This window comes from Hominisplanchenecus faecis, from assembly GCF_020687205.1.
Lineage (GTDB): Bacteria > Bacillota > Clostridia > Lachnospirales > Lachnospiraceae > Hominisplanchenecus > Hominisplanchenecus faecis.
Genome location: NZ_JAJEQE010000006.1, coordinates 1 through 14,258 on the forward strand (window position 1 = coordinate 1; position 14,258 = coordinate 14,258).

Below are 14,258 nucleotides of genomic sequence, written 5' to 3' on the forward strand. Positions count from 1 at the left end.
GTAAAGCTGGTGCGTCCTGCTGGGGATATGCTGGGGCTTCATTCTGAATTTCTTCCTGCCAGCAAGCGATATATCAATGATTATGTGCAGTATGTAAAATCAGACTTCTTGGCAGGGCTTGGGTTTGGTGCTACCCAGCAGTTAGGGGAAAACACGGGTATCTATATGGGTTATTCCGTTGATACGGGAAGAAATGTGTATCTGCAACCGTCCCTTGCCAGTCAAGGTGTAAAAGGTACAGTAACAAACGCCCTTGCTTCTGCTTTTGTCGGTTCGCTTGGCGGTGGGAAGTCGTTCTGCAACAATCTTCTGGTGTATTACTCCGTTCTCTTTGGGGGACAAGCGGTTATTTTAGACCCAAAATCAGAGCGTGGCAACTGGAAAGAAACACTCCCAGAAATCGCCCATGAAATCAATATCGTAAACCTTACCAGCGACAAGGACAATGCAGGACTTCTTGACCCATTCGTGATTATGAAGAATGTAAAAGACGCTGAAAGTCTGGCAATCGACATCTTGACATTCCTTACGGGTATTTCTTCTAGGGACGGCGAAAAATTTCCCGTACTTCGTAAGGCGGTGCGTTCCGTTACCCAAAGCGAAAAAGGAGGACTGTTACACGTCATTGAAGAATTGCGAAAAGAAGATACACCAGTATCAAGAAATATCGCAGACCATATCGACAGTTTTACGGACTATGATTTTGCACACCTGCTGTTTTCGGACGGTACGGTAGAAAATGCTATCAGTCTGGATAATCAGCTCAATATCATTCAAGTAGCCGACCTTGTACTGCCAGATAAAGATACCACTTTTGAGGAATACACGACCATTGAATTATTGTCGGTGTCTATGCTGATTGTGATTAGTACCTTTGCCCTTGATTTTATCCATTCGGACAGAAGCATTTTTAAGATTGTAGACCTTGATGAAGCGTGGGCGTTCTTAAATGTGGCACAAGGAGAAACGCTCTCTAACAAGCTGGTTCGTGCTGGACGAGCTATGCAGGCAGGCGTTTATTTTGTTACCCAGTCTGCCTATGACGTGTCAAAGGAAAGTCTGAAAAACAATATCGGCTTGAAGTTTGCATTTCGTAGTACCGACTTGGGCGAGATAAAACAGACCTTAGAATTTTTCGGTATCGACAAGGACGACGAGAACAACCAGAAACGGCTTCGTGATTTGGAGAACGGACAATGCTTATTGCAGGACTTATACGGGCGTGTCGGTGTGGTGCAGATACACCCAGTCTTTGAAGAACTGCTACACGCCTTTGATACCAGACCGCCCGTACAGAGAAATGAGGTGGAGTGATGAAAGAAAGGATAAAAGGTGCGTTCACAAAAAAGAAGATTTTCCACTTTCTCAAAATGGCTCTGTTCGTGGTGGCACTCTCCCTTATCCTGCTTTCACTTCTGGGGACGGTGGCTCATGCGACGGGGCTTGTGGACGATACCATAAACGCAGAAAATCTTTACTCAAAATATCCCCTTTCCAACTACCAGCTTGATTTTTATGTGGATAATAGCTGGTCGTGGCTTCCGTGGAACTGGCTGGACGGTATCGGAAAATCGGTGCAATACGGGCTTTACTGCATTACCAACTTTGTCTGGACGATAAGCCTTTATTTAAGCAATGCTACGGGCTATGTGGTGCAGGAAGCCTACAAACTTGATTTTATTAACGATATGGCAGACAGTATCGGAAAAAGCATACAGACCCTTGCAGGTGTAACACAGAACGGCTTTTCTTCTACGGGCTTCTATATCGGTTTTCTGCTTCTCATTATCTTAGTGGTGGGACTTTATGTTGCCTATACGGGACTGATAAAAAGAGAAACCAGCAAGGCACTTCACGCCGTTATCAACTTTGTGGTGGTATTCGTGTTGTCTGCTTCATTTATTGCCTATGCTCCCGATTACATCAAAAAGATAAATGAGTTTTCATCAGACATCAGTACCGCTTCACTTGACTTGGGAACAAAAATCATGCTCCCCAACTCTGACAGTGAGGGCAAGGACAGCGTGGACTTGATACGGGACAGCTTATTTTCCATTCAAGTGGAACAGCCGTGGTTACTCTTACAATTCGGGAACAGCAACGCAGAGGAAATCGGGACAGACCGTGTGGAAGCTCTCGTATCGGCAAGCCCAGAGGACGAGGACGGCAAGACCAGAGAGGAAGTCGTGAAAACAGAAATCGAGGACAACGACAACAACAATCTGACGATACCGCAGGTCGTGAACCGTTTAGGCATGGTGTTCTTCCTATTGTTTTTTAACCTAGGGATAACGATATTTGTATTCTTGCTTACGGGCATGATGTTATTTAGCCAGATACTTTTTATTATCTTCGCTATGTTTCTGCCTATCAGTTTTCTACTCTCCATGATACCGAGTTATGAAAGCATGGCAAAGCAGGCAATCGTAAGGGTGTTTAATACCATAATGACACGGGCAGGAATAACGCTCATTGTAACGGTGGCGTTCAGCATTTCCAGTATGTTTTATAACATATCTACGGACTATCCGTTTTTCATGGTGGCGTTCTTGCAGATAGTGTGTTTCGCTGGTATCTACATGAAGCTGGGCGACTTAATGAGTATGTTCTCTTTGAATGCTAACGACAGTCAAAGCATGGGACGAAGAATTTTCCGCAGACCATATCTATACTTGGCACATAGGGCTAGACGTATGGAAAGACGGCTTGCTGGTGCGGTTACTGCTGGCGGTGTCGCTGGTGCGGTGGCAGGTAGCACGATTTCAAACAGAAAACCGACAAGGAACACAGCTACAAAAGACAGTCGGGGCAATACCACTTCCAGCATGGGACAGCGTGCAGGCTCAAAGGTGGGTGCTGTCTTAGATACGAAAAATAAAGTGAAAGACAAGGCAAATGCTGTCAAAGAAAATATCAAGGATATGCCGACACAGACCGCTTATGCGGTGTATTCCGCAAAGGAAAAGGCAAAGTCCAGCGTGTCCGACTTCAAGCGTGGCATGGTGCAGGAACAGCAGTCCAGACAGACGGGACGATTGGAAAAGCAGGAACAGCATAGACAAAATATCGCTGACAAGCGTATGGAGCTTCAAAAGGCACAAGAAACAAGGCAGGCACAGCGAAAGGCTGACGGATCAGCGACAACGGGAGCTACCCGTCCCCATGAGCGACCAGCCACAGCTTCAACCATTCCAAAGCCGAGTGTTGAAAAAACGCAGGAAGTCAAACGTCCTGCCACAGCGACCACTTCAAAAGCAAGCGAGCCAGTCAAGACAAATGTTATCAAAGAGCGTCCATTATCTTCTGGTGCTTCTGATAGGAAAGCGACCCAGTCTGCACAGCCAGTACATAGGCAGAATGTAGAAAAAGTGGTATCGCAGGAAACACGCCAGAATTACACAAAAGACCGTAGGACAAAGGTTCAGCAGACGCAAACCGTCCAAAAGAACCAGCAGACAACAGAGAAAACTCGTAACCTTGTGATGAAGAAAGGACAGAAGAAAAAATGAAACTGAAACATATCGCTATCATTGGCAGTCTGTTTCCTATCCTCTTTTCTATGGTGCTTTTCTTTGGTGTGTTGATTAGTGCGGACAGCGACGACGAGAACAGCAACTTTTCTTCTGGCATTACGGGTATGAATTTGTCCGCAGAAGTCTTGAAACATCAGCCTATGGTAGAAAAATACGCCAGAGAATACGGCATTTCCGAGTATGTCAATGTGCTATTGGCTATCATTCAAGTAGAAAGTGGCGGTACGGCAGAAGATGTTATGCAGAGTTCGGAAAGTCTTGGCTTACCGCCCAACTCTTTAGATACGGAAAGCTCAATCAAGCAGGGGTGTAAATATTTTGCGTCCCTGCTTTCTTCCTGCAAAAATCAAGGTATCGACGATTTGAATGTAGCGATACAGTCCTATAATTACGGCGGTGGCTATGTGGGATATGTGGCTGGAAACGGGAAAAAGCATACCTTTAATCTTGCAGAAAATTTTGCCCGTGAGAAGTCGGGCGGTAAAAAAGTAACCTACACCAACCCGATAGCCGTTGCGAAGAACGGGGGCTGGCGGTATGGCTATGGAAATATGTTCTATGTGGAATTAGTCAATCAATATTTGACTGTGGCACACTTTGATAATGCGACAGCACAAGCGATTATGAATGAAGCGTTGAAATATCAAGGCTGGAAGTATGTGTATGGTGGCAGTAACCCGAACACTTCCTTTGATTGTAGCGGACTTGTGCAATGGTGCTATGGAAAAGTTGGTATCTCCTTACCGAGAACCGCACAAGCACAGTATGACGCTACCCAACATCTTCCGCTTTCGCAGGCAAAGGCTGGGGACTTGGTGTTTTTTCATTCTACCTATAACGCTGGTTCGTATGTAACCCATGTGGGAATATATGTGGGAAATAACAAAATGTACCATGCAGGCGACCCGATAGGATATGCAGACCTAAGTAGTAGTTACTGGCAACAGCACTTAATCGGTGCAGGACGAGTAAAACAATAGAAAGGACTTGAAAAATATGTTTAAGAAGAATAAGAAACAGACAGAAAATGTCAAAGAAAAAAAGGTGCGTACTGTCAAGGTAGGCATATATAAGAAAACCGTGATTGCGTTATGGGTGGTGCTTATCGCAAGCGTGAGCTTTGGGGTATATAAGAATTTTACCGCTATCGACCAGCACACGACCCACGAAAAAGAAATCATTGAGCTTCGCTTGCAGGACACCAACGGGATTGAAAATTTTGTGAAGAACTTCGCAAAGTCCTATTACATATGGAATAACAGCAAAGAAGCGATTGAAGCAAGGACGCAGGCAATCAGCGGTTATCTGACAAAGGAATTGCAGGACTTGAATGGTGATACAATCAGAACGGATATACCGACCAGCTCCACAGTTACAGATGTGATTGTGTGGAGTATCGAACAGTTGGGAACGGACACTTTTTCTGCTACCTACGAAGTAGATCAGCAGATAAAAGAGGGAGAACAGACAAGCAATGTGAAAGCAACCTATACCGTAAAAGTCCATATAGACGCTGACGGGGATATGGTAATCGTTCAGAACCCTACCCTTGCACCAGCAATCGAAAAATCAGACTATGAGCCTAAGACATCAGAAGCAGACGCAAGTGTAGACGCTGATACTGTAAACGACGCTACCGCATTTCTGGAAACATTCTTTAAGCTGTACCCAACAGCGACGGAAAAAGAGCTTGCTTACTATGTATTGGGAAATGTGATTGAACCTATCGGCAGGGACTACATTTATTCTGAACTGGTAAACCCTATCTTTATAAAGGACGGCGACAATGTGAAAGTCAAGGTTGCGGTAAAATTCATTGATAATCAGACAAAAGCGACGCAGGTATCGCAGTATGAGCTTGTGCTACATAAGGATAGTAACTGGAAGATTGTAGGATAAATGATATAGCGTGCATTTCCTATCAGATTTGCACGCTTTTACAAAACGACAAGAAAACTGTGCAAAAATATTGACTTGTAATGACCGAATGCTATAATATAAATGACAAGTGTACTTGGTATTATTTGAAAGGAGCGTTATATAATGGATAAAGAAAAAATACTATCACAAAACAAAAAAGAGAATCTATATCTTGATGAATACGAAAAACATATTAAACTTCAAGGGAAATCTTTTGGCTTAATGTTTGTTTTATTTATCTGCATTTTAATTCTTTTCATTAAAGCAGTTTGTAAAGAACCTTACTATGACATAATGACAATTATTGGGTCTGTGGCATTTGGCTCTATGGGTTATGAAGCACATATTTCAAAAAATAAATCCAAATTTGTTATTGCTTTATTCTTTCTTCTATTTATGGGGTATTACTTTTATAAATTTTTAATGATAGGTTTATAGAATGGACGAACATTTAATTTTGCGAAACAGATTAAAAACTGTACGAAAAGAAAAAAAATTATCACAAACAGAATTAGCTGAACTAGTCGGGGTTTCTCGGAATACAATTAGTTCTATTGAAACTGGACAATTTAATCCAACAGCAAAATTGGCATTAGTGCTTTGTATAGCTTTAGATAAAAAATTTGAAGAATTATTTTATTTTGATTAAAGGAGAGAACGATTATGGAATTAGAGGAATTGATTGTTGAAATAGTTATAGGATTGTTTTTACTTTTTACATCTTATCAAATAGGAATAAAAGAGAATATTACTTTATTACATGGTTATCATTATACACAACTTGACCCTAAAGATAAAAAGGTGTTTACAAAAAAAATAGGAATAGGCACTTTACTGGTTAGTATTGGTATTCTTGTTATGCCGATTATCAATTTAATCTCTCATTCTGAATTAGGCTATTACATAGGTCTTATTTTGATTGTTGTAGGAGTGTTTTATATCATATTCATCATTGTAAAATACAACGGAAAACTTATTAGCTTTAAAAAGTAGAATTGAGGTATGAATATGATAGGACTGAACAAAAGAGATATAAAAAAGGCCTTGAAAGCAGGAGCAAAAGCTGGCGGTGTATCATTGGCTGATGTTCGGGCGGATATTGAAGCAACGATTGATGAAGCTATGAACAGCACCGACCCAGAAGTGCAGGCAAATTTCAAAAAGTATTTTGGAAATAAACGCCCTACACCAGAGGAATACATTTATACCATTACGAAAAAGACAAAGGTAAAATTATAATAAAAGGGTCGTGGAAATGCTTCACAGAATTGTGATCTGCATTATCACGGCTCTTTTACTCTCTGTTTACTTTCAAAACTGTAAGTGTAATTGAATACTGCCCTTGCTATAATTTAATTGTATTCCAAAACAAATAAATGTGGCAGGAAGAAAGGAGCGATTTTTAATGGAACACATTTTAAATTTAGAGCAAGTAAAAAAATACTATGGGGGTAACTCTGGAAATATCACAAAGGCAGTAGACGGTATTTCTATGTATGTAGATAAGGGCGAATTTGTCGCAATCATGGGAGCTAGTGGTTCTGGAAAGACTACCCTATTAAACTGTATCTCTACGATTGATACTGTAACCAGCGGACACATTACAGTCAATAATCAAGATATTACCAAAATCAAGGATAAAGATTTTGCTGATTTCAGACGTGAAAATCTAGGGTTCATTTTTCAAGACTTCAACCTTTTAGATACATTAACGATTGAAGAAAACATTTCTTTGTCATTGGTTATCAACAAACAGAACTCTGCTGATATTGAGAAACGGGTTCATGCTATCGCTGATAAATTAGGTATTCGAGAAATTTTATCAAAATTTCCTTATGAAGTTTCTGGCGGACAAAAACAGCGTTGTGCTTGTGCTAGAGCCTTAATCAATGAACCGAAACTGATTTTAGCTGATGAACCGACGGGAGCTTTGGACTCAAAAGCTTCCAGATTATTACTGGAAACAATGTCTGAAATCAACAAGAAAATGCAGGCTACTATTTTAATGGTAACACATGACCCGTTTAGTGCGTCTTTCTGTGAACGTATTTTGTTCTTGAAAGACGGTAAAATATTCAATGAAATTTTCAGAGGGGAAAAAAGCAGAAAAGATTTCTTCAATGAAATACTGGATATATTAACCTTGCTCGGAGGTGAAGTGGGAAATGTTAGGTAAGTTAGCGTATAGAAATACAAAAAGAAATATTAAAGATTATTTGATTTATCTGATAACCGTTACTGCATCCTTTTCTCTTATATTTGCTTTTAATTTGGTGGCAAATTCTGATGAAATTGTAAAGTTATGTTCCAGTATGGATGCATTTAAGAATTCATTGTTCGCTGTAAATATTCTTATTATTTTTGTGATATGCTTTTTGATCAACTATACAACGAAATTTATGTTTGAAAAAAGAAGTAAAGAATTAGGAACATATATGCTTCTTGGCATTAAGAAAAAAGAAATTGCCTACTTAGTTGTAATTGAAAATATACTGTTGGGAATTTTAGCAATTGTATTAGCTATTCCTATTGGCTTTTTATTCAGCCAGTTTGTGTCGTTAGTAATTGTAAACTTACTGGGTATTCCAAAAACTCTCTTTATTTCTTTGAATTTTGTTTCTATTGGACTATTGATAATTTATTTTTTAACTATTTATGTTTTGGTTTTACTTAATCTATTAAGAAGAATAAGTAAAATGACGATACGTGATTTTCTTTACTTTGATAAACAAAATGAAAAGAAAATGTTCCGTGACAGTAAAAAAAGAAATGTCATTTTTGTTTTAAGTATTATTCTTGGTGCGATTTCTCTTTTTCTCTGGAATTCACGTTGTACTATGGATAATTTTAATAAGCAAGAAACACTTACTTATTTGATGGTAAGCGTAATCATGTTGATTATCAGCATTTATGGTATATCTACAACTTGTGCAGATATGTTCTTGACTGTTTTGTTAAAGAATAAAAAAATGAAATATCAAAATGATAATCTGTTTGTAGCAAGAACATTTGCTTCTAAAGCAAGAACAATGAGCTTCACATTTGGTACATTGTCTATGTTGATTTTAATTTCACTGCTGGCTCTGAATTATTCTAGTATCAACAAAGCTTCGTATGATATCAGCGTGAATTTAAATGCACCATATGATGTACAACTCTTTGATGATAAGCAGGTATTTGATGAATATATTCGAGTAATTGAAGAAGAATATACGATTGATAATACCATTGAGTATGACATTTATAAAGAACCGAATCATCAGGTACAAAATTTTTTCCAATCAGAATATTATGATTTTGACCCAGTCTTGAAGTTAAGTGATTATAATAGGTTACTAGAATTAAGAAAGATGCCGTTGCTTTCTTTAAATGATAACGAATACTATATAGTTACAAATAGCAAGTTTGCATATGAGGTTGAAGATAACAAAGACATTGAAACCATAACAGTAGCAAATAAAAATTTGAAATTAAAAGGATATGACACTAAGTCTTATTGGAACTCTATAACTAATACTGGCAGATTTGTTGTTGTACTTCCAGATAAATATGTTCAAGGACTTGAAGTATCAGAAAATCATTTGATTATAGATACAAAAGAAGATACAGACGCAGAATTAGAAAATAAGATAAAAGAAGATATGCAACATCAATTAGTAAAGGTTGATGAAAATGGAGAAATAAATGATGAGTCGTATAGAGTAAACGTAAGAGGTGCAGAAATAGAACAACAAAAAGCAATGGTTGCAATAGTAGCCAGTCTGTTTATGTACATTGCATTTATTTTGATTTCCGCAGTAGGAACAATTTTGGCAGTTCAATCATTGAGCGACTCTACTAAATACAAATATCGCTACTTGACCTTGCGAAGATTAGGAATAAATGATAAGTCGCTATTTAAGACAATCAGAAAACAATTATTGATATTATTTTGTGTCCCTGCAATATCAGCAATATTATGTTCTTTTGTGATGATGTCGTCATTGAATAATGTGTATCAACAAATTTTGGGAGATAAACACCTTTATCTAATGTACTTTGGCTTGAATTTAATTATCTTCTTCCTAATTTATAGTATTTACTGGATAGCAACGTATATCGGTTTCAAACGAAATATCAATGAGGAGAGTTAGATTTTTCTAGCTCTCCTGCTGTGAAATTATTATAATGGTAAATCAAGGGGGTGTTGAAATGAGAATAGCAATTATCGAAGATGATGAAATCACTCGTTTGGAGCTTTCTAAATTATTGAACACACAAGGATATGAAACAGTTTTATTGATTGACTTTGGAAACCTGACAGATGAATTAAAGCAATATTCCATAGAACTGGTTCTGCTTGATATTAACCTGCCGTATGAGAATGGCTATGAAGTATGCAGGAAAATAAAACAAGTCATGCCAGTACCGATTATCTTTGTAACAAGCAGAGATACAAATGCTGACGAATTGAAAAGTATTCAAGTGGGTGGGATTGACTTCATCACAAAGCCGTATGACACGCTTATTCTTCTTGAGAAGATCAAGCGTGCATTGCAGTTGTCAAACCCGAATAATTTCCGTGAGCTTGTCAAAAAAGATTGTACCCTTGATTTACATTTATCCATTTTGAAGTATCAAGAGCAAAGCATTGAACTGACAAGAAATGAATTTCGTATTTTGTACTACTTCTTTATGAACGAAGATAAAGTTATTAGCAAAGAAGAACTACTGGAAAAGCTGTGGAACGACAAATATTATATAGACGAAAATGTATTATTGGTTAATATGACCCGTCTAAAAAAGAAAATGAAAGAAATCGGTATTGTTCATTTATTGGAAAATATACGAGGAAAGGGTTGGAAACTGTGAGTTTTTTTACATTCTTAGAAGAAAAAATAACAGAGATATTGTTTCAGCTTTTCTTTCTTGCCGTAGTAGCATTTCTCTTGATTTTCTACGGTGTAGATACGCTGTTTGTTGTATCGCTGGTAATTCTGTTCATCAGCATACAAGGGCTTTTTCAATGGTGTTTGTATCGGAAGAAACGTAACGCTTCACAACATATTATTGATTTAGTAGACGGACTGGAAGAAAACTATTATATTGCAGACGTTTTACCAAAGCCAAAAGAATTTCAAAATAAAGCCTATTGCTACGCACTAAAAAAAGCCTGCAAATCTATGAATGATGAAATCGGCAAAATCACAGAGGAAAAGCAGGACTATCAAGAATATGTGGAAAGTTTCGTCCATGAAATTAAAATACCGATAGGAGCATTGTCTTTGACGTTTGACAATACAAAAAATTACACATTAAAAAAAGAAACAGACAAAATATTTCAGTTAGTGGAACAAATGCTCTACTATGCAAGAAGCGAAAATACGGAAAAAGACTATTTTGTAAAACAGTTGCAGTTAGACGAAGTGATACATAATGTCATTCTGAAATTCCGTCATTCGCTTATGGAAAGAAAAGCAATTATCAATATCCATGACATAGAAAATGTCATTTATACTGATGAAAAATGGCTGACATTCATTCTATCTCAAATCGTGCAAAATGCGATTAAGTATTTTGATAAGCAAGAAAATAAGCTGACGATATACAGTCAAGACAATGGTACAAATATATTGCTTGTGATTGAAGATAATGGTTGTGGAATAAAAGCGTCTGATTTATCCCGTGTATTTGAAAAAGGTTTTACGGGTTCAAATAGAAACAAGGCAAATGCAACGGGTATGGGACTGTATCTATCGAAAAAATTATGCGATAGGTTGGGCTTGAAATTGGATATTGCTTCTACGGAAAAAGAATATACAAGACTGACCATTACATTTCCAAAAGGAACAGTTCATAATTTTTCAGAGTAATTTGAAAATCATGCCAACATTGATACGGTGCTTTAAGGGGGCTTGCATTATGGAAAGCTTTAAGTACAATTCTTTGCAATCAAATTCCACCTAATAGCACACTATTAAAAATTGAATATGTTTTAGCTTTAAAGGCTCGTACAGACTATATGTTTTGTGCGGGCTTTTTTCATACCCGAAAAAAATTTAAAAATTTTTCAAAAGAGGTCATTAAATCACACCTTTCATTCCCTATATGGTGCGGAAAGAGGGATAAACACTTTTCAAATCATAGTGGAAAGGGGGTGAGATTGATGAAACCGTCTGACTTCCAGAAAACAGTTCAATGTCGCTTTGAAGGTTGTTTGAAGAAAGTTGTCCGTCATATTGTAAAGGACTACCAACAAGGATTGAAACGACGAAAAGATAAAGAAATTCCATTCTGTGAACTTCCAGAAATTTTCGTTGAAAATTTTGCTGTGTGGGATGACTACGAAACAGATTATACAATCTTTTCAGTATGTGGCATTGATATTCGTGTCCTTGATGATGAGCTGGCAGAAGCCTTGAAAAAACTTCCAGAAAGAAAGAGAAATACTCTGTTAATGTATTACTTCTTGGAAATGACAGAAAGTGAAATTGCCAACTTACAAAAGATTACGCAAAGCGGTGTATTTAGAAACCGACATCATGCTTTGGAAACTATGAAAAAAATACTAAAGGAGAAGCAGTAAAATGAAGCAAACATTTAAGAAGCCGTCCTACTATTTGCTTTCGCAAGCAATGGACGGGGACGAAAAAGCGATTGAAAAAATACTGGCATTTTATGACCCGTACATATCAAAGTGCTGTTTGCGCCCACTCTATGATGAATACGGCAATGTCTATATTGTTGTAGATATGGAGTTAAAGGGACTTATCCGAGAAGCACTTATCAAAATGATTTTAGGGTTTGATATTGCCTTAGAAATCGAAGAAGAATAAGCAGTTTTTAGCAGAGCATGGTTTAATGTCCCCCTCTTTCCTGCTCTGCCCTGCTTTTACATGAAAGCAACACGCTTTCGCCACAGCTCTTTGACAACTGAATAAAGCAGACAGATACGTTTGTGAGATAGCGAGCCACGGGGACTGTACGCCACGACCTTTCCAAAAGAAAGCGAGCGACTCACGCAGTGATCCGAGAGCGACTGTTGGAAAAGTCGTTTTGCCATGACCTATCCTCACAGAATAATGATACGTCCGCATGGTGCGGTTCTGCCCACAAGAATGGGAATAGTTGAGATACTAATGGAGCTTTCCAAAGCCGTCTGTCTGCTTATGTAACTTATAAATAGACACACAGTAAAGGGGGTGTTACATTATGTTAAATACTGATGTGTTAAATGATGTGATGTTCCAGCGAGGTAAGGTGTTGGAATATGAATAAAACGAAGATAAGAGCAACGGAACAGCCGATTGCTGTTGATATAGAGGGACTGTCTGCTAGGTTATCTTGTGGTCGTGCTACTGCAAGAAAGATTGGCGAGCAGGCAGGAGCAAAAATTGTGATAGGTCGCAGGGTTCTTTATTCCATAGAAAAAGTCAAGAAATACTTGTTATATTTGGAAGAATAGAGCGATTTTCTATTTATGTTCTCTGGCGTGTGTAGTATAATAAGAAAGGACAAAGCACGCTGTGAGAACAAGAAAAGAGGCTTTTTCAGAAAGGAATGGTTCTCATGGCAATTAGTAGAAAAGACCCAAAAGGAAGAAAATTAAGAGAGGGCGAAAACTGGCGTAATGATGGAAGATACAGTTATCGTTATACAGATGTAAGAACAGGCAAGAGATTGACAGTCTATGCACAAGATTTACCAGAGCTTCGAGAAAAAGAGAAGCAGATTGCAAAAGATATGGAAGATAATATATTGACAGACGGAGCAATCAAAAAAATGACGCTTAACACGTTGTTTGAGCGTTATATGGCAACTCGTGAGCTGGCTGATACTACAAGAGTTAGTTATGTTCGTGCTTGGGAAAACAGAGTAAAAGACGAGATTGGAAATATTAAAGTTGTTCAGCTTTTACCCTCACATATTAAAGCGTATTATGCGAAACTTTCCAAAGCTGGATATGCTTATTCTACAATCAAGTATATTCACAACCTGCTTTATCCTGCATTAGAAATGGCTGTTGATGATGATATTATCCGAAAGAACCCTGCAAAAAGTTCCATTAGTGATTATGGAAAACCAGCAGAGGAAAAAGAAGCCTTAACAGTTTCTCAACAAGAAAAGTTTATGGAGTTTGTAAAACAGAGCAATGTCTATAACACATATTATCCTATGTTTACCATAATGATTGGTACGGGGTTAAGATGTGGGGAGCTTATTGGTCTTACATGGAAAGATATAAACATCAAGGCAAAAACGGTTAATGTAGACCACCAGCTCATTTATAAGAATTTAGGCGACGGTTGCAAGTTCCATATCTCAACACCAAAAACGTCGTCGGGTATTCGTATTATACCTATGACACAAGAAGTTGCAAAAGCCTTTGAGGAACAAAGGAAAATCAATTTCATGCTTGCAAAGGATAAGAGCATTGAGGTGGACGGGTATTCGGGGTTTGTCTTTACAGCGAAATCGGGCAGACCGCTTATGCCGAATGGCGTAAATAGTGTTTTATATAACATTGTAGACGCATATAACAAAACCGAAGTAGAGAGAGCAAAAAAAGAGCATAGGAAAGCAGAGCTGTTACCAAAGTTTTCAGCTCATGTAATGCGTCATACAGCTTGTACCAGAATGGCAGAGTGCCGTATGGACGTAAAAGTTCTTCAATATATTATGGGACACGCTCATATAGATGTAACAATGGAAGTGTATAACCATATTGGAGAGCTGACAAGGATTGAAAATGAGATTGCAAGACTAGATAGTATGGTGTTAAATGCTTGACACCACAAAAAGAGAAATTGGTGTCAAATTGGTGTC

16 protein-coding genes are annotated in these 14,258 nt (G+C 38.1%); all 16 read left to right on the forward strand.

Annotated features, from left to right (window positions below):
* The coding region (locus tag LKD42_RS02960) for an ATP-binding protein (protein ID WP_248834785.1) at positions 1-1,314 on the forward strand (1,314 nt) is incomplete at its 5' end.
* On the forward strand, positions 1,314-3,509 hold the full coding sequence (locus LKD42_RS02965; protein ID WP_117628731.1) for a CD3337/EF1877 family mobilome membrane protein: 2,196 nt from the start codon (positions 1,314-1,316) through the stop codon (positions 3,507-3,509). The genes LKD42_RS02960 and LKD42_RS02965, both read left to right, overlap by 1 nt.
* Positions 3,506-4,513 (forward strand): bifunctional lytic transglycosylase/C40 family peptidase, encoded by a 1,008-nt coding sequence (locus LKD42_RS02970; protein ID WP_117628732.1) that lies wholly within the window; start codon positions 3,506-3,508, stop codon positions 4,511-4,513. Before LKD42_RS02965 ends, LKD42_RS02970 begins: the two co-directional genes overlap by 4 nt.
* Positions 4,514-4,529: 16 nt before the next feature.
* Positions 4,530-5,432, forward strand: a complete 903-nt coding sequence (locus LKD42_RS02975) for a conjugal transfer protein (RefSeq protein ID WP_117628733.1) — start codon at positions 4,530-4,532, stop codon at positions 5,430-5,432.
* A gap of 144 nt (positions 5,433-5,576) precedes the next feature.
* Entirely contained in the window at positions 5,577-5,891 is a 315-nt protein-coding gene (locus tag LKD42_RS02980) for a DUF6442 family protein (RefSeq protein WP_055267761.1), read from the forward strand.
* A gap of 1 nt (position 5,892) precedes the next feature.
* On the forward strand, positions 5,893-6,102 hold the full coding sequence (locus tag LKD42_RS02985; RefSeq protein ID WP_005342572.1) for a helix-turn-helix transcriptional regulator: 210 nt from the start codon (positions 5,893-5,895) through the stop codon (positions 6,100-6,102).
* 14 nt (positions 6,103-6,116) lie between these two features.
* On the forward strand, positions 6,117-6,446 hold the full coding sequence (locus LKD42_RS02990) for a DUF3784 domain-containing protein (protein WP_003061243.1): 330 nt from the start codon (positions 6,117-6,119) through the stop codon (positions 6,444-6,446).
* A 15-nt stretch (positions 6,447-6,461) separates the two neighbouring features.
* Positions 6,462-6,692 (forward strand): hypothetical protein, encoded by a 231-nt coding sequence (locus LKD42_RS02995; RefSeq protein WP_117628734.1) that lies wholly within the window; start codon positions 6,462-6,464, stop codon positions 6,690-6,692.
* A gap of 166 nt (positions 6,693-6,858) precedes the next feature.
* Positions 6,859-7,629, forward strand: coding sequence for an ABC transporter ATP-binding protein (locus tag LKD42_RS03000; protein ID WP_117628735.1), 771 nt, complete (start codon positions 6,859-6,861; stop codon positions 7,627-7,629).
* On the forward strand, positions 7,619-9,586 hold the full coding sequence (locus tag LKD42_RS03005) for an ABC transporter permease (protein WP_117628736.1): 1,968 nt from the start codon (positions 7,619-7,621) through the stop codon (positions 9,584-9,586). The genes LKD42_RS03000 and LKD42_RS03005 overlap by 11 nt, the downstream gene beginning before the upstream one ends.
* A gap of 58 nt (positions 9,587-9,644) precedes the next feature.
* On the forward strand, positions 9,645-10,304 hold the full coding sequence (locus LKD42_RS03010) for a response regulator transcription factor (protein WP_117628737.1): 660 nt from the start codon (positions 9,645-9,647) through the stop codon (positions 10,302-10,304).
* The gene (locus LKD42_RS03015) at positions 10,301-11,305 is read left to right on the forward strand and encodes a sensor histidine kinase (RefSeq protein WP_117628743.1); all 1,005 of its coding nucleotides are present in this window, start codon (positions 10,301-10,303) and stop codon (positions 11,303-11,305) included. Before LKD42_RS03010 ends, LKD42_RS03015 begins: the two co-directional genes overlap by 4 nt.
* A gap of 293 nt (positions 11,306-11,598) precedes the next feature.
* Positions 11,599-12,018 (forward strand): RNA polymerase sigma factor, encoded by a 420-nt coding sequence (locus LKD42_RS03020; RefSeq protein ID WP_117628738.1) that lies wholly within the window; start codon positions 11,599-11,601, stop codon positions 12,016-12,018.
* Between the two features lies 1 nt (position 12,019).
* Positions 12,020-12,268: a helix-turn-helix domain-containing protein gene (locus tag LKD42_RS03025; RefSeq protein WP_004613734.1), complete on the forward strand. Its 249-nt coding sequence runs from the start codon at positions 12,020-12,022 to the stop codon at positions 12,266-12,268.
* A 434-nt stretch (positions 12,269-12,702) separates the two neighbouring features.
* Positions 12,703-12,897 (forward strand): hypothetical protein, encoded by a 195-nt coding sequence (locus LKD42_RS03030; RefSeq protein ID WP_055168632.1) that lies wholly within the window; start codon positions 12,703-12,705, stop codon positions 12,895-12,897.
* Between the two features lie 104 nt (positions 12,898-13,001).
* Positions 13,002-14,222, forward strand: a complete 1,221-nt coding sequence (locus tag LKD42_RS03035) for a tyrosine-type recombinase/integrase (RefSeq protein ID WP_117628744.1) — start codon at positions 13,002-13,004, stop codon at positions 14,220-14,222.
* Positions 14,223-14,258 lie beyond the last annotated feature (36 nt).